This is a genomic window from Parageobacillus sp. VR-IP, assembly GCF_013357975.1.
Classification (GTDB): Bacteria; Bacillota; Bacilli; order Bacillales; family Anoxybacillaceae; genus Saccharococcus; species Saccharococcus caldoxylosilyticus.
This window is the reverse complement of sequence record NZ_JABVYQ010000004.1, coordinates 163,029-182,854: the sequence shown is the minus strand read 5'-3', so window position 1 is coordinate 182,854 and position 19,826 is coordinate 163,029. Positions and strand designations below refer to the sequence as shown.

At 43.0% G+C, this 19,826-nt stretch carries 20 protein-coding genes and 1 other annotated feature; of the genes, 2 read left to right on the top strand and 18 right to left on the bottom strand.

Going from position 1 to position 19,826, the window contains the following annotated elements:
• Window positions 1–2 precede the first annotated feature (2 nt).
• The 7 genes from HT574_RS11535 to infC form a co-directional block, all read right to left on the bottom strand.
• Entirely contained in the window at window positions 3–1,100 is a 1,098-nt protein-coding gene (locus HT574_RS11535) for a carbohydrate kinase (protein WP_175244717.1), read from the bottom strand.
• Window positions 1,101–1,882: 782 nt separating this feature from the next.
• Window positions 1,883–2,968, bottom strand: a complete 1,086-nt coding sequence (locus tag HT574_RS11530; RefSeq protein ID WP_175244716.1) for a M42 family metallopeptidase — start codon at window positions 2,966–2,968, stop codon at window positions 1,883–1,885.
• 69 nt (window positions 2,969–3,037) lie between these two features.
• On the bottom strand, window positions 3,038–3,523 hold the full coding sequence (locus tag HT574_RS11525) for a dUTP diphosphatase (protein WP_017437225.1): 486 nt from the start codon (window positions 3,521–3,523) through the stop codon (window positions 3,038–3,040).
• A 4-nt stretch (window positions 3,524–3,527) separates the two neighbouring features.
• On the bottom strand, window positions 3,528–3,791 hold the full coding sequence (locus tag HT574_RS11520; protein ID WP_175244899.1) for a DUF1294 domain-containing protein: 264 nt from the start codon (window positions 3,789–3,791) through the stop codon (window positions 3,528–3,530).
• Window positions 3,792–3,853: 62 nt separating this feature from the next.
• Window positions 3,854–4,213, bottom strand: a complete 360-nt coding sequence (gene rplT / locus HT574_RS11515; RefSeq protein WP_017437227.1) for a 50S ribosomal protein L20 — start codon at window positions 4,211–4,213, stop codon at window positions 3,854–3,856.
• A 25-nt stretch (window positions 4,214–4,238) separates the two neighbouring features.
• Window positions 4,239–4,439, bottom strand: coding sequence for a 50S ribosomal protein L35 (rpmI, locus tag HT574_RS11510; protein ID WP_017437228.1), 201 nt, complete (start codon window positions 4,437–4,439; stop codon window positions 4,239–4,241).
• Between the two features lie 21 nt (window positions 4,440–4,460).
• Complete coding sequence (gene infC, locus HT574_RS11505) at window positions 4,461–5,036, bottom strand: translation initiation factor IF-3 (protein ID WP_175244715.1); 576 nt, start codon at window positions 5,034–5,036, stop codon at window positions 4,461–4,463.
• A 41-nt stretch (window positions 5,037–5,077) separates the two neighbouring features.
• Window positions 5,078–5,211: a sequence feature (ribosomal protein L20 leader region), on the bottom strand.
• Between the two features lie 337 nt (window positions 5,212–5,548).
• Here infC and HT574_RS11500 point away from each other — a divergent pair.
• Window positions 5,549–6,406: a MurR/RpiR family transcriptional regulator gene (locus HT574_RS11500; RefSeq protein WP_175244714.1), complete on the top strand. Its 858-nt coding sequence runs from the start codon at window positions 5,549–5,551 to the stop codon at window positions 6,404–6,406.
• A 166-nt stretch (window positions 6,407–6,572) separates the two neighbouring features.
• Here the strand turns inward: HT574_RS11500 and HT574_RS11495 are convergent, their stop codons facing one another.
• A complete protein-coding gene (locus tag HT574_RS11495; RefSeq protein ID WP_175244713.1) occupies window positions 6,573–7,838 on the bottom strand; it encodes a dicarboxylate/amino acid:cation symporter in 1,266 nt (421 codons plus the stop codon).
• A 241-nt stretch (window positions 7,839–8,079) separates the two neighbouring features.
• Here HT574_RS11495 and HT574_RS11490 point away from each other — a divergent pair, with 241 nt between their 5' ends.
• Entirely contained in the window at window positions 8,080–9,471 is a 1,392-nt protein-coding gene (locus HT574_RS11490) for an aspartate aminotransferase family protein (protein ID WP_175244712.1), read from the top strand.
• A gap of 259 nt (window positions 9,472–9,730) precedes the next feature.
• Here HT574_RS11490 and thrS read toward each other — a convergent pair whose 3' ends face one another.
• From thrS to mutM, 10 genes are all read right to left on the bottom strand, one after another.
• Window positions 9,731–11,665 (bottom strand): threonine--tRNA ligase, encoded by a 1,935-nt coding sequence (thrS, locus tag HT574_RS11485; protein ID WP_175244711.1) that lies wholly within the window; start codon window positions 11,663–11,665, stop codon window positions 9,731–9,733.
• A gap of 344 nt (window positions 11,666–12,009) precedes the next feature.
• On the bottom strand, window positions 12,010–12,888 hold the full coding sequence (gene ytxC / locus HT574_RS11480) for a putative sporulation protein YtxC (RefSeq protein ID WP_175244710.1): 879 nt from the start codon (window positions 12,886–12,888) through the stop codon (window positions 12,010–12,012).
• A 99-nt stretch (window positions 12,889–12,987) separates the two neighbouring features.
• A complete protein-coding gene (dnaI, locus tag HT574_RS11475; protein WP_175244709.1) occupies window positions 12,988–13,923 on the bottom strand; it encodes a primosomal protein DnaI in 936 nt (311 codons plus the stop codon).
• Between the two features lie 15 nt (window positions 13,924–13,938).
• Window positions 13,939–15,327, bottom strand: a complete 1,389-nt coding sequence (locus HT574_RS11470; RefSeq protein WP_017437236.1) for a replication initiation and membrane attachment family protein — start codon at window positions 15,325–15,327, stop codon at window positions 13,939–13,941.
• Window positions 15,328–15,398: 71 nt separating this feature from the next.
• Entirely contained in the window at window positions 15,399–15,860 is a 462-nt protein-coding gene (nrdR, locus tag HT574_RS11465; RefSeq protein WP_017437237.1) for a transcriptional regulator NrdR, read from the bottom strand.
• Between the two features lie 70 nt (window positions 15,861–15,930).
• Window positions 15,931–16,329 (bottom strand): hypothetical protein, encoded by a 399-nt coding sequence (locus tag HT574_RS11460; RefSeq protein ID WP_017437238.1) that lies wholly within the window; start codon window positions 16,327–16,329, stop codon window positions 15,931–15,933.
• Window positions 16,330–16,460: 131 nt separating this feature from the next.
• Window positions 16,461–16,835, bottom strand: a complete 375-nt coding sequence (gene speD, locus HT574_RS11455) for an adenosylmethionine decarboxylase (RefSeq protein ID WP_003248680.1) — start codon at window positions 16,833–16,835, stop codon at window positions 16,461–16,463.
• A gap of 272 nt (window positions 16,836–17,107) precedes the next feature.
• Window positions 17,108–18,139 (bottom strand): glyceraldehyde-3-phosphate dehydrogenase, encoded by a 1,032-nt coding sequence (locus tag HT574_RS11450; protein WP_175244708.1) that lies wholly within the window; start codon window positions 18,137–18,139, stop codon window positions 17,108–17,110.
• A gap of 118 nt (window positions 18,140–18,257) precedes the next feature.
• A complete protein-coding gene (gene coaE / locus HT574_RS11445; RefSeq protein ID WP_175244707.1) occupies window positions 18,258–18,857 on the bottom strand; it encodes a dephospho-CoA kinase in 600 nt (199 codons plus the stop codon).
• A gap of 138 nt (window positions 18,858–18,995) precedes the next feature.
• Complete coding sequence (gene mutM, locus HT574_RS11440; protein ID WP_175244706.1) at window positions 18,996–19,820, bottom strand: DNA-formamidopyrimidine glycosylase; 825 nt, start codon at window positions 19,818–19,820, stop codon at window positions 18,996–18,998.
• Window positions 19,821–19,826: the final 6 nt, after the last annotated feature.

Genomic DNA, 19,826 nt, shown 5'->3' with positions numbered 1-19,826 from the left:
GATTAGACCTCCCGAGAAAAATATTGCGCAAATGTTTGCTTTAATAAATGTTGATTCAAGTTGGAACAAACGGTTTCTTTCGTTTGCAATGTAATGATGGAACAGCACATTCCTAGCTGGCAGGACTTGACAAACGGTTCTCCGTTATGGATGCCATATAAAAAGCCTGAAATAAACGAATCTCCCGCACCGGTTACGTCGATCACTTCTATTTTTGGGGTGGGAAGCGCTCCATGCTCTCCTTTTTTGTTTTTGAATACGATTCCCTTTTCCCCTTGCGTAATAATAACATGATCAACGCCGCGCTCTAATATTTTTTCGCATGCCGCTTCTACATTCCCATCTTCCACTCCCGCCAGGGCCAGCGCTTCATCTTGATTGGCAATCATCCATGTAACGCCATTCAAATCAAAAGGCAGTTTTTTGACCTTGATGGCGGATACCGGTGCAACGCAGAGGGGAATGTTTTCTTGACGGCAGCGTTCGATGACCGTCTTTAACACCTCGCCAGGAAAATTCGTATCCAAAAGCACCATGGAGGCGGAAGAAATATGGCTCCAGCGCTTTTGGATAAAATCCGAAGTAACGTTGTCATAAATCGCCATATCCGCTAGCGCGATCACCATCTCGCCTTTTTCATCCAATACGGCCGTGTATGTACCCGTGTTCGCCTTATCCAGCTTTACCGTTTGGCTTATATCGACGTAAGCGCTTGTTGTCTCAAGAAGCCATTGCCCTTCTTGATCGTTCCCCACGACGGTGAAAAGAGAAACGGAATGGCCAAGCCGCCCGAGGTTTTCAGCAATATTGCGCGCTACGCCGCCGCATGTTTGCGTCACCGTAACAGGATTAGAAGTGCCTAGCTGAATCGCCGATAGACATTGGGCTTTCCGGTCAACGTTCGCCCCGCCAATGCACACAATTCTTGACGGTTCGGGCAGCACATACGCCCTGCCGATAATTTTTCCTTGTTTTGTTAACGAAGAAATGTAGCCCGCTACTGCCGACCGCGAAAGCTTCAGCTGCTTTGCCAGCTCGTTTTGTGTCATAAATGGGTTTTTACGGATTAACTCTAATATGAGTTTTTCTTTTTCATTCATGATGTGCATGCACCTCAGCACAATAAACAAACATTTGTTTATATATTAAACATTTGTATAAACGTTGTCAACAAAAACCGGTTTACAGCTTTCCGCTGATATGGTGGAAAGTTTAGTGTAAAAAGGGGTTTCTTTGACTTTGTGTAATTTATTAATAAGACATATTAGTGTTTTATCGAGATATTTGAACTGAATTTAGGGGGATACTGGATGGATAATGGCGTTATTACTGTTATGGTTTGTAGTTTTATGGGTGCATTTGCTTGTTTGATAGATGTCACAAAAATAAAAAAGGTAGGACATATTTTTAATAATGAATGCTTGAGTCGAATAAGACGTAGAAATTTTAAAATGACATTTCTCATACTAAAAAATAAAAAAGCGTGTCAAAACTGTTGTCAGTTTGCACGCTATTTTTCATGTAAAATTAACTTTTGCACCCTAAAACAGAATTCGTTAGAATCATACCCATATTTCTCTTTTCCCGCTTTTCTCTTCTTCACTGCTATCATTCGAATCCGTTTATAAACATCATCGCCCACTTCATAGCCCCATATACTTCGCTTTACCAACACCCGTTTTTGTGTTTTACTAATAATTCACCGCTATCCCATACCGTTATTGATAAAATACAAAATCGCTCTGCCGCGGCGGAAAAGAAGCGGTTCTTTCCGCTGAACTCCGCTGTTTCTGCCTGCAGCTCTGTTTTTCATTTTTATGCTCTTTTTATCAATATCAAAAAGAGAAGCCGGCATCCTTTGTTGCTGGCTTCTCTTTGCTGATTATTCAAATGTAATTTGTTTTACTTTTTCCGCGTCTAAGCGCTTGATGACTTCAACAAGCAATTTTACTGTGTTTTCGTAATCGTCACGGTGCAAAATCGCCGCATGGGAGTGGATATAGCGCGTTGGAATCGCGATTGTCAGCGACGGAACGCCGCTTGCCGTTAAATGAATCGCGCCGGCGTCGGTGCCGCCGCCTGGCATCGCATCAAAATGATACGGAATGTTGAGTTCTTCGGCGACATCAATGACAAACTCACGCAAGCCGCGATGCGATACCATCGTTGCGTCGTATAGGACGATATGTGGCCCGGCGCCAAGCTTGCCCATCGCTTCTTTTTCGGAAACTCCTGGCGTATCTCCGGCAACGCCGACGTCCACGGCAAAAGCGATATCCGGCTGAATGAAATGCGACGCTGTTCTTGCCCCGCGCAAACCGACTTCTTCCTGCACCGTACCGACGCCATACACGACGTTTGGATGATCGACATCTTTTAATTGCTTTAACACGTCAATCGCAATCGCGCAACCGATCCGGTTATCCCAGGCTTTCGCAAGCAGCATTTTTTCATTGTTCAACACGGTAAATTCAAAATACGGAACGATCGAGTCGCCCGGGCGCACACCCCATTCCATTGCTTCTTCGCGGCTTGTAGCGCCGATGTCGATGAACATATCTTTAATTTCAACCGGTTTTTTGCGCGCTTCCGGCGGCAAAATGTGCGGCGGTTTCGAACCGATAACGCCTGTAATTTCTCCTTTTTTCGTTAAAATCGTCACGCGCTGTGCCAGCATGACTTGGCTCCACCAGCCGCCTAGCGTTTGAAAGCGGATAAATCCTTTGTCATCGATTTGCGTCACCATAAAGCCGACTTCGTCCAAATGGCCGGCAATCATAATTTTCGGACCGTCGGCGGTTCCTTTCTTTTTCGCGATTAAACTGCCAAGACCGTCGGTTGTTACTTCATCGGCATAAGGAGTTATGTATTTTTTCATTACTTCGCGCGCTTCCCGTTCATTTCCAGGGACTCCTCTCGCGTCGGTCAGATCCTTCAGCATCGTCAACGTTTCATCGAATTTCGCCATTATGAAACCCCTTTCTGTTTCTATCCATCCTTTATTATACCCAAAACCGCCAATAATGTATAAAATTTGTTAATAATTCTGATTTTGCCGTTCATGATTGACTTGATTTTTTTGCTTATAGGCTTGTTCGATTTGTTCCGTAGAAAAGCCTAGCTGTCCGCCAAGCAGCAAATACTCGGTAAACAACCGGTCATAGCTTTGCCGCGATTTCGTTTTTCCAAACTCATCCGCGGCTTGAAAAACAGCGAGAAACTGCTCGACAAGCGGCAAAGCGGCCGATTGCGGCGGAATCTCGGAATATAGAAAATCGCATTCCAAGCCGAGCGATAAAATAAAATGCAGGCCGTCGACATATTCTTCAAGCACTTTTTCTTGCGGAGAAGGCGGTTTTACGCTCCAAAATTTAAAACAACGCGTTTCATTGGCCAGCTCGCCAATTTCGACGAGCAAAGCAAGCAGTTTTTTTGCAAACAACTCTTCCTCCATAAGGCCGTGCTGCGTCTCAATCCGCTCATCGAGCTGGCGCTGCAGCGAGTAAAGCGCCGCAAAGTCCATCCTTTCACCCCCTACAAAGAGTTAAAAAACAAACATATGCCACAATCTCCATCACCGCCAGAAGCGGCAAACCATAACGGAAAGCACGATGGCGCGTTTTATGATGAAACAAATACATGCCCGCCGCCGTACCGGCCGCCCCGCCAATAAAGGAAACGAGCCAAATCGTTTTTTCGGCGATACGCCATTGATGGCGCTTCGCTTTATATTTATCGATCGCCATGATGAAAAGGCCGATAATATTCATCACCAAACTATATTGTACCATTGCCATTTCCTTTCCTGTAAGAAAAAAGACCATTCCCGTCAGCGAGAATGGTCACTGCTTCCTTACTTGTTCAAATTTGCTTTCGCCAGGTCGGCAAGCTGTGCGAACGCAGCTTGGTCATTAACCGCTAAGTCTGCTAACATTTTGCGGTTTACTTCTACTCCCGCTAATTTCAAACCGTGCATAAAGCGGCTGTAGGAAAGGCCGTGCATACGTGCCGCTGCGTTGATGCGCGTAATCCAAAGTTTGCGGAAATCGCGTTTCCGCTGACGGCGGTCGCGATACGCATACATTAACGATTTCATTACTTGTTGGTTTGCGACTCTATATAAAGCATGTTTCGCTCCGAAATAACCTTTTGCTAATTTCAACACTTTTTTGCGACGTCTGCGCGTTACCGTTCCACCTTTAACACGTGGCATACATATTCCCTCCTATATTTCTCCATTATTTCAAGTTGTCAAGCAGTTGGCGAATGCGTTTGAAGTCGCCAGGAGATACAAGCGCTGCTTTGCGAAGTTTGCGTTTTTGTTTTTGCGTTTTATTGGCAAATAAGTGGCTTGTATAAGCATGACCGCGTTTTAATTTACCGGTACCAGTCTTTTTGAAACGCTTTGCAGCGCCACGATGAGTTTTCATTTTTGGCATAGGGTGTTCCTCCTCACTCGATTATTTATCGTTTTTCGGTGCTAGTACTAAAAACATATTGCGCCCGTCCATTTTCGGTGCCGTCTCGACGACGCCGATATCCGAACATGCCTCGGAAAACCGTTCAAGGACGCGTTGACCAATTTCCTTATGCGTAATCGCCCGTCCTTTAAAGCGGATTGTCGCTTTTACTTTATCGCCTTTTTCAAGGAACTTGCGCGCGCTGCGGAGCTTCGTATTAAAATCGTGCTCCTCGATCGTCGGGCTTAAGCGCACTTCTTTGACGTTGATCACCTTTTGCTTTTTGCGCGCCTCTTTTTCTTTCTTTTGCTGCTCGAAGCGGAATTTGCCGTAGTCCATGATGCGGCATACCGGCGGTTTCGCGTTTGGCGCTACCAGCACTAAGTCGAGGTTTAATCTCGCCGCAATTTCAAGCGCTTCTTGTTTCGATTTGATCCCCAGCTGCTCGCCGTTTGGATCAATTAAGCGGACTTCACGGGCACGAATGTTTTCGTTGATAATAAAATCTTTGCTAATAACCAGCCACCTCCAAGGTTTTTTGCGAATTACTTGTTTGTCGCATCGCACTCCCGGCATCGAGCGGTTCCGGAAGAGCAACCGATCGCCGGCCTTTCTCTTCCAACAAAAAAGTGTGGATGCATACGACACCCACACTACTTACGTCCGAAAACCATTTCACGAACCGTAACGACCTGTCAACAGCCATGCCGGCGTCAACCAGGTGAGAAGCGGGGTGCTTCTGCTTTTGTTACAAACAAGTATTCTATTCACTTTATACAATATATCACCTTGGAGGTGGCATGTCAAGGCGTTTTTCTTGATTGATAAACAACGTTTTTTATTATAGCGAATACACATTTATTTAGCAATATGAATTTCAAAAAATTATAGAAGGGTTTTCCATCTAAAACTGCTTTTTATCCATGCATTATTCGTGTGCGCTCTCTTTTAATTTTACTCATGCAATTTACTTAAGAACATTTAAAGTACTAACCTAAACACTCCTTTGCAAATATGCTATAATTAATAGCACAAAAAAATATTCTGAAACTTCACAAGAATTATGTACAAGAGAGGGAAATAGTTCCATGTCTAATGTATATCAACTTATTGCTAGCAAAATACCACAAATGAGTAAATCACAAGCAAAAATAGCAAAGTATATTTTAGAGAATCCGAATTTAGTTCCGTTTTTTACTGTAGGAAAGTTAGCTGAAAAGACAGGAGTTAGTGAAGCAACGATTGTCAGATTTGCTAATTTTCTTGGTTATTCTGGTTATCCCGAACTTCAACAATATATGCAACATTCTGTTCAAAAGCAGCTAACGACTGTCGAACGACTTCAAATGTCACACCATATTTATGAACATGAAAAAGGTGTATATGACATTTTTCAAGACGATATACACAATATAAAATCTACAATGGAGCAATTAGATTTAAGTGCTTTTAAACAAGCGGTAGACTCTATACTAAAGGCCAACAGAATTTATATTGTTGCGAATCGAAGCGCGATGTCGCTCGGTATCTTTCTTCATTATTATCTACAAATTATTTTAAATAATGTACACATTCTTAAATCGATGGAGACAGAAGTGGAAAAAATATATGATTTAAGTGAAAAAGACGTAGTCATTGGAATAAGTTTTGCTAGATATACCAATAGTACTATAAAAATGTTATCATACGGAAAAAAGAAAGGAGCAACAACAATCGCGATCACGGATAATCTACTTTCACCTTTAGTTCCTAATGCTGATATAGTGTTAACCGCCTCTAGTCAAATGCCCACTTTTATCGATTCTTTTGTGGCCCCACTAAGTTTAATTAATGCACTTATTACCTTTATAGGAAAAGAAAAAATTAACGATATCCAAATTAAGCTGGAAACATTAGAGGATATTTGGGATCATTTTGGGGTCTTTTATAAAAAAGAAGACTTATAAAATATACCTAGTTGTTATTCTGATCCTCTGCATGATGGAAAGCGGCAGGTTCTAGCGCATAAAAGTGTTTTTCTACACTTCGTGTACCCGAGTTCGACACTCACTAGATAAACATTCGTTCATCAATCCTTGGTATATAAGGATTGATGAACGATAAGGACATACATTATTTTGCTTTACTCCATTGTTCCTCTCCATTCGTGATCAAACTAACATTCTCGCTTGCATTTGGTGAAAACACACCCTCCCATTTTGCCACTGCTACAGAAGAGAATACGTGACCAATAACATTAATTGCTGTTCTCGCCATATCAATAATCCTATCGATTCCTAAAATAAGTGCAACACCTTCAGCTGGCAAACCAACAGCCGTTCCTGTTGCAAGAAGGATTACCATGGAAGAAGAAGGTACTGCTGCAACTCCTTTACTCGTAACAACAAAAAATAATATCATAATTAGCTGTTGAGACCAACTCATATCAATTTCAAAAGCTTGAGCAATAAATAATGCAGCAATACTTAAATACAGTGTTGTACCATCTGAATTTAGTGGCATACCAGAAGGAATAACGAAAGAAGAAATGTATTTTGGGACACCGAATTTTTCTACCCGTTCCATTAATTGAGGAACTACTGTCTCAGTACTACCTGTTGATGCTCCGATTAACATTAAATCCCAAACCATTTTATAAACATCAGTTATCTTTATTTTCAATAAAAGTGCTACCAATGGGAATAAAACGAATAGAACGATTGCCAATCCAAAATAAGCTGTACCAATTAATTTTATTAATGGCAATAATAAACTAATCCCATAAGTACCAATAGTCGCTGACATAAGAGCAAACACACCTATGGGAGCCACTGACATGACTATATTTACAAGTTTAAAAGAAGCCTTTGAAATCGTTTCCATAATTCGTATTACTGGCTTTGCTTCCTCTCCAATACTTACTAAAGCAATACCAAACATGACACAAAAGAAAATAACTGCGAGGAGATCACTTCTGGCAAGTGCATCAACAATATTAGTTGGAATAATATTCAAAATTAATGTTTTGCCATCCATGACAACGGAGGTATTCTCTGCGATAGAGGAAATATCAGCTTTAGGTAAATTTTTTAAGTTTGTCCCGACACCAGGTTTTAATATGTTGCCTACAGCTAGACCAATAAATAAGATAATAGTAGTAATCAATTCAAACCAAATGATTGTTTTTATGCCAATCCTCCCCATTCTCTTTATATCTCCAACCCCAGTAATACCAACTAAAAGAGTAGAGACAATAACCGGCAGAACAACCATTTTAATAAGACGGATAAAACCGTCACCTAATGGTTTAATAGCAACTCCTGCTTCTGGGAAAAAATGGCCAAAAACTGCACCTAAGATGGCTGCAATCAGAATAAAGAAGGCAAACCTGGTTTTCAAATGAATCCCTCCTAAATTTTTCATTTTGAAATAAATCTAACATATTTGAATATTCTGTGCAATAGATTTTTCATTATTCAATATATTCTAAAATATAAATCATAATTCTTACCATAAATGACTGTACTGCAGATAATTTTGCTTACTAACTTTAAAATATACTGAAAATTCTTGATAAAGAAATAAAAATTTCATATAATTATGTACAAAGAAATAAAAATTTTATAATGGAGGCAATAAAATGACTATTCCAGAGAGTGAAATTTTGTTGTCTAATTTGACACCAAAATCAGCAGAGTATTATCAAAGAGCATGTAAAGTTATTCCAGGGGGAGTGACCGCTAATATTAAATATTTTGCACCACATCCTATTGTGATGAAAAAAGGGAAAGGAAGTAAACTTTATGATCTAGACGGGAATGAATACATTGATTATTTATTATCTTACGGGGCACTTATCCTAGGTCATGGCCATCCTGATGTACTTCATGCCGTTGAGAACCAAATTAAAGAAGCCGGCACAACTATATTTGGTACACCACATGAACTAGAAATCATAATGGCACAAACTTTGATTGATTTATATCCTGGAATTGAAATGGTTCGCTATACCAATTCAGGTTTAGAAGCAACACTTTTGGCGATTCGAATTGCGATGGCATACACAGGTAGAAAGAAGTTAGCAAAATTTGAAGGCCATTACCATGGCGGCTATGATCAAGTATTACTTAGTGTAAATCCAAACTTAAATAAAGCGGGAGAGCCTCACCAACCTCAGACGGTCCCTGAATCACCTGGAATTCCAGATTATTATGTTCAAAATACGATCATATTGCCATTTAATGATATAGAAGCAACAGAAAATATTTTACGTACGCATAAACATGATATAGCAGCAGTTATTCTTGAACCAGTTCAAGGAGGATTCATTCCAGCTGAACCAACATTTATGAAAAAACTTCGCAAATTAACTGAGGAACTTGATATTGTGCTTATTTTTGATGAAGTAAAGACAGGTTTCCGAGTATCCCTAGGTGGGGCACAAGAAGTATATGGAGTGAAACCAGATTTAACTGCATTAGGAAAAGTACTTGGTGGAGGATTTCCAGTAGGAGCTGTTGGTGGGAAAAGGGATATTATGATGATTAGCGCGCCAAATCAAGGGCGTGATCTTCTGACTTTTGGAGAAGATAGTGAGACAAAGAAAGACCCTTTGTTTCATAGTGGTACTTACAATGGTCATCCAACAGTCTTGGCTGCAGGTTTAGCCACAATTGAAGCGTTAAAAAAAGACGGAGTAATGGATTCACTATTTAATAATACAAACATGTTGCGACAGCAATTAGAAACACTTTATCATTCTTATGGTTTAAAGATGCAAACACTTGGAATGGGAAGTATTTTCAACATAATTTTAACAGATAAACCAATAAAAAATTACAGAGATATGTTTCAAGCAGATATGATATTACGTAAAAAGATAGATTATGAGTTATTAAAAGCTGGTGTTTATATAAAACCATTAAATCGATATTCGATGTCTATTGTTCATGATGAAAAAGATATCGAGCGGACGATAGAAGCACACGAAATCGCTTTAAAAAATGTAACTAAAAATTATACAGGTCATTAACTTTGCATAAATCAAATTTTCATTTATCAAGTAGATAACACAAAATAGTTGATTTAATAAAAAACTCCTTATAATTAGGAATGTCTAGCAAACAACCCCTAATTATAAGAAGATCCCTAGTGTGGTATCACATTTCAAGCATTATGGAAAGAACTAGATGCACAAACGTACATATAAGAAAATCAAGGAGGATATTGGACAAAAAAGCAAGGCGGCACTGAAACACCCGTGAAGCAAAACTTCACGGGTGTGTTTTTGTCTATTTTCGCCGCACTTCCTCCTGCAGGGAAGCAATAAAGTCATCGAGCGCCACCGTTTCGCTTTTTTGTTCACCGTATTTGCGGACGTTCACGGCGTTTTCCGCGATTTCTTTGTCGCCGACGACAAGCATGTAAGGAATTTTTTGGATTTGCGCCTCGCGGATTTTATAGCCGATTTTTTCGTCGCGTTCATCGACTTCGACGCGGAATCCTTTCGCTTGCAGCGCTTCTTTTACTTGATATGCATAGTCAAGATGCGCCTCCGGCGATACCGGAATGACTCTCACTTGCACAGGCGCGAGCCAAGTTGGGAACGCTCCTTTATATTCTTCAATGAGGAACGCAACGAACCGTTCCATTGTCGAAACGACGCCGCGGTGGATGACTACCGGGCGGTGCGGCTTTCCGTCTTCGCCGATGTACGTTAGGTCAAAGCGTTCCGGAAGCAAGAAATCGAGCTGCACCGTCGATAATGTTTCGTCTTTGCCAAGCGCGGTGCGCACTTGCACGTCTAATTTCGGCCCGTAAAACGCCGCTTCCCCTTCTGCTTCATAATATTCCAATCCTAGTTCATCCATCGCCTCACGCAGCATCCGTTGCGCTTTTTCCCACATTTCATCATCATCGTAATATTTTTCTTTGTCATGCGGATCGCGATAAGAAAGGCGGAACGAATAGTCGTTTAAGCCGAAATCTTTGTATACTTCCAAAATTAAGTTCACCACGCGCTTAAATTCGTCTTTAATCTGGTCCGGACGAACAAAGATATGGGCATCATTCAGCGTCATGCCGCGGACGCGTTGCAAACCGGAAAGCGCCCCGGACATTTCGTAGCGGTGCATCGTACCCAGCTCGGCGATGCGGATTGGCAGCTCGCGGTAGCTGTGGATTTTGCTTTTATAAATCATCATATGGTGCGGACAGTTCATCGGACGCAGGACAAGCTGCTCGTTGTCCATCTCCATTGGCGGGAACATGTTTTCTTTATAATGGTCCCAGTGTCCGGAAGTTTTATATAATTCGACGCTGCCAAGCACCGGCGTATAGACGTGCTGATAGCCGAGCTCAATTTCCTTATCGACAATATAGCGCTCGATAATGCGGCGAATCGTCGCCCCTTTCGGCAGCCAAAGCGGCAGGCCTTGTCCGACTTTTTGCGACGTTGTAAACAATTCCAGCTCTTTTCCTAGTTTGCGATGGTCGCGCTCTTTCGCTTCCTGCAACAGGCGCAAGTATTCATCCAAATCTTCTTTTTTGAAAAACGCCGTTCCGTAAATGCGCTGCAGCATTTTGTTGTTGCTGTCGCCGCGCCAGTATGCTCCAGAAATATTTAGCAGCTTAAACTCTTTAATTTTTCCCGTCGATGGAACGTGCACCCCGCGGCAAAGATCGAAAAACTCTCCTTGCACGTAAATGGAAATCGTTTCTCCTTCCGGAATATCGTTGATCAGCTCAAGCTTTAAGTCATCGCCGATTTCCTCATAAAGGCGGATTGCCTCTTCCCGGCTTACCTCTTTGCGGACGATTTCCAAGTTTTCTTTGACAATTTTCCGCATTTCTTGTTCGATTTTCGGCAAGTCTTCCGGTGTTAACGAGTGTTCCATATCAATGTCATAATAAAATCCATTTTCAATCACTGGCCCGACACCAAGTTTCACGTTTTTGTACAGGCGCTTAATCGCCTGCGCCATCAAATGGGCTGTGCTGTGGCGCAAAATATCGAGCGCTTCCGGCATGTCTTGCGTAATGATCGAAATCGCGCCGTCTTCTTGGATCGGCGTGCGCAAATCAATAAAACGATCATTCAATTTTCCGGCAATCGCTTTTTTCTTTAATCCCGGGCTGATTGAAGCAGCGATATCTTCCGTTGTCGTTCCTTTTGGAAACTCCTTTACCGCTCCGTCCGGGAATGTAATGCGGATCATTTCCGACATACACTTTTCCTCCTTCTTCTTTTGAGTTAAAAATAAAAAAACTCCTCCCTCAACAAAGGGACGAGTTTGCGTCGTGGTTCCACCCTTCTTCCCATTGCCGCAAAAAGGCATACCGCTCCTAGGCAATGGCTCGAAAGTCATAACGGCTGAACATGCCGGCGGCAATTACTGGATGTGCGTCGTTCACTGCCGCAGCTCCGAGGTGGTAAGTGTATTTTTCGTGTTAGGAAGGTTTCAGCCGCTGCCTTCCCTCTCTGGAAACCGTAAAAATACACCCGTGTCCTCATCATCACTTTTCCATATTTCTTTCATGTACGCTATTATAGAACAGGTTCATGGAAAAATCAAGTTCCTTTCTCATGCCCTGCACCCGTCGCGCGCTGGTGCGCAAAATCGCTGCGGCTGTAAAGACGGATTCGCTCTTGAAACACGTTTTGAATCGTTTGCACCATTCCGTCATCGATAAGGTCGGTATATAAATAAATCGTATCCGGGGCGATGGAGACAAGCGGCGCCAGCACGGAAGAATCGATGTACATCGGCTGGCTGACGATTAAATTGCGGTCAATCCATTGTTTCAATTCTCTCGCGGTAATTTCCTGCAGCTTCTCATCGTAAAAAAGAAAAGACGGTGGTTGGTGGACTAAATGGATTTGTGACAGTTTCGGTGGCCGTGCTGCGATACAGTCGCGCAATGTTTGCACAAAATTTTGATATTCCTGCTCCAGCTTATATTCATCGATCGCCAGCTCGACGTAATGTTGCAGCCGCTCCATATACGATTTTAGGCGAAACGTGATAAAGGAAGAGAAGGAAAAAGAAAGCCCATCTGTTAAAAATTGCTCTAACGCTTCTTGAACCAATGTTTCTCGAGAAACGGAAAGCTGTTTTCCTTTGCGGTAGTCATATCGTTCGCCATCAAGAAACGAATGGGCGAGCTGCAAAATTTGCTGCTGTTCTTCCTTGTCTTGAAAATAAAACGTACCGGAAATGATCGATAATAACAACCGGTCTTCAATAAAACGCAAAATAAAATTCGTGATAGCCGGTATGATATCGGAGCAGATGACACCGTCGTGATTCTCATATATGTAAATCGCAACAAGGGATTTTCCGTTATATGTTGTGCGAAAGAGCGGATGAACCGTTTTTTTCTCTCTCTCCTTCAATAAGGAAAACAACTTTTCCGCATCGCCTGCCTGTTCCAAATAAATTTCAATCAAGCGCTGTCCCCCCTTTACGAGTCAATGCTTGTTTCTATATATATGGGGACAAACGGTCGTTTAGAATAAAAAAAGGATATTTCCGTTTTCGGAAATATCCTATTCAAGCCGGCGGTTTTTGCCTTTTACTTCTACCGGTTGCGCCAAATAGAGAATCCGCTCCATAATGCGCGCCGCCTTTACCTGTTCCTCCTCGCCGCGCTGCGAATACGTCAAATGATGGGCAAGCTGCTGCAAATCAAAATTCGAGGTAAAAAACGTCGGTAAATTTTCGAACATCCGATATTGCAAAATCGGTCCCAGCAAGTCGTCGCGCACCCAGCTTGACATCGATTCAGCGCCGATATCATCGAGCATTAAAATAGGCACTTTTTTGACGTAATCAAGTTTTTCGTTCACCGTTTGATCTTGCAGCGAACTTTTCAGCTCACGGAAAAATTCGGGAACATACACGATCAGCGACTGGACGTTTTTTTTCGCCAGCGCGTTGGCAATCGCGCCAAGGATATACGTTTTTCCAACGCCAAATGAGCCGTATAAATAAAGGCCTTTCATCTTTTTTCCCGGTTCATACTCGGAAACAAAACGGTCGGCCAGCTCAATCGCCTTCATTCGCCCTTCGTCATCCAGATCAAGATGGGACAGCGACGCTTGCAAAATCTCGCGCGGCACAAATAAGCTTTGAATGAGCGATTCCTGCTGTTTACGTTCGTCATGCTTGATTTTCGCCGGGCAGCGGTCATACTTTACATCAATGACCGTCCCTTTTATAACGAGATGAGGATGATATCCTTTCAAAAAGTTTTTACATTGCTCTAAACTCGGACACTGATCGCAGTTTTTGCTTTGCTCGATAAATTCGTACAGTTTCATTAAACTGCGGTCTACCATCTCTTTTGTAATTTCCCGCTCATGCGCGCGCAAAAACGCTTGTACTTCCGGATGCGTCAAAATCTGCCGCTTCATTTGTTCATAACGCTGCTGAAAATCTTTTCTGCCTAGCAACCGATGTAATAATTGATTCACTCGTTCCATTGCTTTCACATCCTATTATTCGTCGCGGTATTTTTTTAGCCGTTCTTCCAGCTCGCGCCGTTTTTCCTCAATGTCGACCTCATTATCTTGCTCATCGCTTTGACTATAATCCATATTAAGCCATTCTGGCAACAGTTCTTTCCGCACGGTTCTTCTATTTGTTCTTTTGCTTTTTTCATCCGCCCAGCTTTGATACGTTTTCGCTTCTTGCTTTGCCAGCTCCATTGCCTCCTTGACGGTGCGCACTTTTTTGCGCGCCCAGTGGCTTGCGATTTTCTCCACATATTTTTTCGATAGTTTCATATTCGTCCGTAGCATGACATAATAAATTAATACGTTCACCACGCCAGGAAGCAATTTCTGCTGAAACATAATATCTTCAATCAGCTGCAAGTCGCTCATCGACGGTTCAGCTCCGCCGGAAATTTCGATCAACAGCTGGCGGGGAGAAATCGTTTCCAGCTGTTTCATCAGCTGTTCTTCCTTCGTTTTGGGCTCGACATTCGTCATGGTTCGATATGGAAGCGGCTGTACTCGTAAACTCAAGTTTGGCAATGAATCGCCGCGTTCAAATTCATACCATTCATGGACGGCTTTGCGCAGCGCATCGATATCAATATGATAAGACGGGTCGATGACGCTCATGACAATTTTTTGCATATCAAGTGGTCCAACACCATACAAAAACGCCAATTTTTTGATCGCTTCTTTTACTTTTGCCGTAATCGCCCGTCTTGGCACCATATGTTTCGACAAACCGGCAAAAAATAATTCGAAATCAAATACGTCATCGTCGAGGTGATAGGTGTTTTCTTTTCGGCCAACATATTCATACCCATCGGCCAGCTGCAAATCTTCTTGCATTTCCCCATGAATGTTCGCCACCATCTGCTCGATATGAACAGAAGCAAAAACATCATGAAACGAACGGGTAACAGAGGAAAATTTCGTTTGGTCAATCGCGGAGGTGGAAAAAAATTGTTTTAATTGTTGAAACTTATGTTTGCCAATGCGATTATAGAGGAAAACGTTCAGCATTCCGTCGGTGAAAAACTGCTCCGGCGCTAACGGCGGCTGCAATTCGTAAATGAACAACTTCGGTTCATCGCCATGCTCAATATTCACATACGTCTTTAACAATCCAATCCCTTCTAATTTTAAACGTTCCTCATAAATTTCTTTTAAATTGCACTGCATCAGCGCCATTAGGCTATGATGGGTCGTTTCCTTCTCCGAAAGCAGCTCTAATTCGCTCCATAGCGTCATATATAAACATAAGGCGCGATAACCGATTAATGGTTGATAAAGAAGCGTCAGCACTTTTCGATCAAAGTCATGCAGCACTCCATTGCTTCGCACCGTATAACGGTCAACCGGAATTAACTCTTTCCAATGGTGTTCCATGTTCTCGACCTTCCGTTGCTTAGTTTGGACGATGAAAAAAAGGGCTTGTTACCAATATGCAAATAAGCCCTTTAACGCTGTCCTTTTTTAATTAGTTCTTTTAACTCTTCGATAAATACGTTGATATCTTTAAATTGGCGATATACGGAGGCGAAACGGACGTACGCCACCTCATCGACTTTCGACAGCCGCTCCATCACCATTTCGCCGATCGTTTCACTTTTTACTTCAGCGACGCCTTGGTTGCGCAGCTCCCGTTCGATATCCTGTGTAATTTTTTCCAGCTCTTCTAGCGCAACCGGCCGTTTTTCACACGCTTTAATTAAGCCGCGCAAAATCTTATCACGGCTGAATTCTTCACGCGTTCCTTCCTTTTTCACGACAATGAGCGGCATTTCTTCCACTCTTTCAAATGTTGTAAAGCGGTAGTGGCACTGTTCGCATTCCCGTCTGCGCCGGATCGAACGCCCTTCATCCACTGGCCGCGAATCGAGAACTCTTGTGCCGTGATGCTGGCATGATGGGCATCTCATAAAACCAACTCCGTTTTTTATTCTTATCTTTTATAATAACGGAACAACAAAGAGCGGACAAGCTGTTTCATTAGGCATTCAGCCCTGATCCGATATACGGCAGGCGCTGGTCCAGCTTTCGGTACAAATCAATAATGACGTTGCGGCTCCGGCCGAAATCAAACGGCAGCAATGTCGTTTCTGTAGTGACGGAAAAGTCCACCGCGGTTTCCAGCGGCCGGACGGAGATCACAGTAGCGATAATAAACACCTTTTTGCCACGGCGGGTTTGCGCGCTAAATTCGCCCCTTTCCTCTGAAACAGATAGCAATTCATAATCTGGGGAAGAGGCAAATAGCTCCTTTACCGCTTTCATCACCGCATTGTTTGTCGCCTTATAGTAATGGCTCCGCAGTTCTTCATCTTCATGGTTGTCCCTTGTTTCACAATGATTGGTTAGCGCATATTTCCATTTTTTCCAAGCACTCATCGCGACTTCTCCTCATTCTTCTCCTTAACTACATCATTATCATACCATTATTTTGGGCGAGAAGGGTACTACTATTGAAAATAAAAAAGAGGCGCCACCGTTTCGCACCTCTTTTCTTTCGCTCGTTACGATTATAATGCTTGTGCTTTTTTCACTTCAATCGGGCGCATGCCGCGCGGAAGTTCAATCGTTTCCCGCGTTTGGGCCCCGAGTTTATCGGCGATATAATCTGCTGCAATGGTCGGATCTAAATGTCCACATGTGTAAACATCAATGCTCGCATAGCCATGCTCTGGAAATGTGTGAATCGTCAAATGGGATTCAGAAATAATGACTACTCCACTGACACCTTGTGGTGCAAACTTATGAAATGCTACTTCGCGGATTTCCGCACCCGATTTCAGTGCGGCATCGACAAACGTTTTTTCAATAAATTCGATATCGTTCAGCTTATCAAAATCGCATCCCCATAATTCTGAGATAACGTGACGACCCATTGTGTCCATTCCATAATCCCCCTTTAAACAAATTTTCTTAAATAGAAACATGAAATTCCTTTGCAATAATGGCATGTATAACTACCACGGGGGAAAGTTAGTCCTAAGAGGTCCTAACCCTTTAAGTAGTCACATTACCGTTGCCTTTAAGAAGTTCACGAGACATAGTATACTTTGTTTATGTTGTTTTTGCAACATGCTTTTTAAATTTTTTCACAAAAGATGCGAACCCCCCTTGCCGATCACATAAAAAAGCGCTGGTCTTACCGACCAGCGCTTTTTTATCCTGCATTTACGCTTAATTTTTCCACCATTTTAGCAGCGACCATATTCGCTAAATCGACAACGCGGCAAGAATAGCCCCATTCGTTATCATACCATGCTAATACTTTTACTTTCCGTCCTTCCATCACCATCGTCGAAAGGCCGTCAATAATCGCCGAATGCGGATTCGTATTAAAATCGATCGAAACAAGCGGCTCCATCGTAAAATCGAGGATGCCTTTTAGCGGGCCGTTTGCGGCACGAATAAACACTTCATTGACTTCTTCCACCGTCACCTCTTTTTTCACATCCACGACCAAGTCAACGAGCGATACGTTTGGCGTCGGAACACGAAGCGCCATTCCATGCAGTTTTCCTTTTAAATGAGGCAATACTAGTCCTAGCGCTTTTGCCGCTCCCGTTGTTGTCGGGATGATCGACTGTGCGCAAGAGCGGGCGCGGCGCAAATCTTTATGCGGATTGTCAATATTTTTTTGGTCGTTTGTATAAGCATGGACCGTTGTCATTAAACCGTTTTCAATGCCAAATGCTTCATCGAGCACTTTTACCACAGGGGCAAGGCAGTTTGTCGTGCAGGAAGCGTTGGAAATGATGTAATGCTTTTCGATATCAAGCACATGCTCATTGACGCCAATGACAATCGTGACATCCTCGTTTTTCCCCGGTGCGGTTAAAATGACACGCTTCGCTCCTGCTTCGAGGTGAAGGCTTGCTTTTTCGCGGGAATTAAATTTTCCTGTCGCTTCGATGACAATATCAATATCGAGCTCTTTCCACGGCAGCTCTTTCGGATCGCGCGAACTGAGCAGTTTTACCTTTTTTCCATCAACGAGAAGGCCATCTTCGAGCGGAATGACTTCTCCGTCAAATTTGCCGTGATTGGAATCATATTTTATTAAATGCGCTAACGTTTCGGATGGATAGCTTGCATTAACCGCCACGATATCGAGGTGTGGGGAATGGATGGCGTTGCGAAATACCATTCTTCCAATTCTTCCGAATCCATTAATCGCTACTTTTGCTTTCATTTATGTTCTCCTCTCATATATGTTATACTAATTAACGAATTTACGCATAAATAGTATATCATATTTTTGTGAAATGTGGAGAAAAAATTCAGCAAAATGATAAAAAAAGACGCCCATTTTAAAGGGCGTCCCATTCTCTTAAAATTTGCAAAAGCTGTTGTTTTGTTTTTTCCACCGTTCCGTTATTATTGATGACGGCATCTGCTTTTTTGACTTTTTCACGAAGCGACATTTGCGAACGAATTCGCGCCAGCGCCTCCTCTTTCGAAAACCCGTTTCGTTTCATTAGCCGTTCGAGCTGCACCTCATCATCGACGTATACGACAATGACTTTATCGATCAAATGAGTCAGCTCGCTTTCAAATAGAAGCGGAATATCGAGGACAATCGTTTTCGCCCCGCTTTGCACGTACTCTTCTTTTTCCGCCATCATGCGGCGGCGGACCGCCGGATGAACGATGGCATTCAGCTTTTTTCGTTCCTGCTCATTATGGAAGACAATCGCTCCTAGTTTGGCCCGGTCGATTTCCCCGTTTGCCTGCAAAATATCCTGGCCAAACGTTGCGACAATTTGTGTGTATGCTTCCTCTCCCACTTTGACGACATCGCGCGCGACTTGGTCCGCATCAATCACCGGAATCCCCAGCTCGCGAATCATCTTGGTCACCGTGCTTTTCCCGCTTGCGATGCCGCCGGTCAATCCAATCGTCAGCGTCATGATTTCCTCTCCCTTATGCACGTCGATTCGTCTGATCCATGCTTTCTGCTATGACGACACATGCGCGAAAAACGCCAGAGAAGCGCCTCGATTTGACTCCTTGCACATTTATGTTTTTGATCGAGTCATTCCCTCTTATCAGCGTTGGCAACAAGGACAATAATGGGTGCCGCGTCCGGCGACAACCGTTTTTTGAATCGGTTGCCCACAGCGTTTGCACGGTTCTCCTTTTCGTCCGTACACGAATAACTGCAGTTGAAACATTCCGCTTTCTCCTTGTGTATTGACGTATGACCTTACCGTACTTCCTCCTTTTTCGATCGCTTCTTGTAATATTGCCACCATTTCGCGATGTAAACGCGCAACTTCCTCATCGGTTAACGACGACGCGATACGTTCCGGGCGAATCCCCGCACGGAATAATGACTCATCTACATAAATGTTACCGAACCCAACGACAACCGTTTGGTCAAGAAGCACCGTTTTGATGGTACGGTTCGTTTTTCGCAGCCGTTCTGCAAGAAAATTTGCAGTAAATGTTTCAGAAAACGGTTCAGGGCCCAACTGGGACAAAGGCGGCCGGCCATCTTCTTCTCCTTTAGGATAAAGATGCATCGTCCCAAACTTTCTTACATCGCGATAACGAAGTTCTGTACCATCGGTAAAGCGGAAAATAACATGGGTATGCGGTTCGGCAGGGTCACCCTTGCGCCAAACCGCATAGCGTCCTTCCATTCGCAAATGGGAAATGAGCACATGTTTATCGAGCATAAATTTTAAAAATTTCCCCCGCCGTTCAATACCATGGATCGTTTGTCCTTTGACCGTTTCAGCAAATTCCGTCACATCGGCTGGATATTGAACGATCTTTGGCCAAAACACCCGCACTTCTTCGATCGTTTTGCCAACGGTTAACGGAATAAGAGTGCGGCGAATCGTTTCTACTTCCGGTAGTTCCGGCATCCTTCA

What these genes read in the sequence shown, in the direction of transcription:
- HT574_RS11530 (WP_175244716.1), bottom strand. Translation starts at nt 2,968, where the DNA reads ATGGCGAAATTCGATGAAACGTTGACGATGCTGAAGGATCTGACCGAC.
- HT574_RS11520 (WP_175244899.1), bottom strand. Translation starts at nt 3,791, where the DNA reads ATGGTACAATATAGTTTGGTGATGAATATTATCGGCCTTTTCATCATG.
- nrdR (WP_017437237.1), bottom strand. Translation starts at nt 15,860, where the DNA reads ATGAGATGCCCATCATGCCAGCATCACGGCACAAGAGTTCTCGATTCG.
- thrS (WP_175244711.1), bottom strand. Translation starts at nt 11,665, where the DNA reads ATGTCGGAAATGATCCGCATTACATTCCCGGACGGAGCGGTAAAGGAG.
- HT574_RS11460 (WP_017437238.1), bottom strand. Translation starts at nt 16,329, where the DNA reads ATGAGTGCTTGGAAAAAATGGAAATATGCGCTAACCAATCATTGTGAA.
- HT574_RS11450 (WP_175244708.1), bottom strand. Translation starts at nt 18,139, where the DNA reads ATGAAAGCAAAAGTAGCGATTAATGGATTCGGAAGAATTGGAAGAATG.
- rplT (WP_017437227.1), bottom strand. Translation starts at nt 4,213, where the DNA reads ATGCCACGTGTTAAAGGTGGAACGGTAACGCGCAGACGTCGCAAAAAA.
- rpmI (WP_017437228.1), bottom strand. Translation starts at nt 4,439, where the DNA reads ATGCCAAAAATGAAAACTCATCGTGGCGCTGCAAAGCGTTTCAAAAAG.
- speD (WP_003248680.1), bottom strand. Translation starts at nt 16,835, where the DNA reads ATGGACACAATGGGTCGTCACGTTATCTCAGAATTATGGGGATGCGAT.
- HT574_RS11470 (WP_017437236.1), bottom strand. Translation starts at nt 15,327, where the DNA reads ATGGAACACCATTGGAAAGAGTTAATTCCGGTTGACCGTTATACGGTG.
- dnaI (WP_175244709.1), bottom strand. Translation starts at nt 13,923, where the DNA reads ATGGAACGAGTGAATCAATTATTACATCGGTTGCTAGGCAGAAAAGAT.
- HT574_RS11525 (WP_017437225.1), bottom strand. Translation starts at nt 3,523, where the DNA reads ATGGACTTTGCGGCGCTTTACTCGCTGCAGCGCCAGCTCGATGAGCGG.
- HT574_RS11490 (WP_175244712.1), top strand. Translation starts at nt 8,080, where the DNA reads ATGACTATTCCAGAGAGTGAAATTTTGTTGTCTAATTTGACACCAAAA.
- infC (WP_175244715.1), bottom strand. Translation starts at nt 5,036, where the DNA reads ATGCCGGGAGTGCGATGCGACAAACAAGTAATTCGCAAAAAACCTTGG.
- HT574_RS11500 (WP_175244714.1), top strand. Translation starts at nt 5,549, where the DNA reads ATGTCTAATGTATATCAACTTATTGCTAGCAAAATACCACAAATGAGT.
- mutM (WP_175244706.1), bottom strand. Translation starts at nt 19,820, where the DNA reads ATGCCGGAACTACCGGAAGTAGAAACGATTCGCCGCACTCTTATTCCG.
- coaE (WP_175244707.1), bottom strand. Translation starts at nt 18,857, where the DNA reads ATGACGCTGACGATTGGATTGACCGGCGGCATCGCAAGCGGGAAAAGC.
- HT574_RS11535 (WP_175244717.1), bottom strand. Translation starts at nt 1,100, where the DNA reads ATGAATGAAAAAGAAAAACTCATATTAGAGTTAATCCGTAAAAACCCA.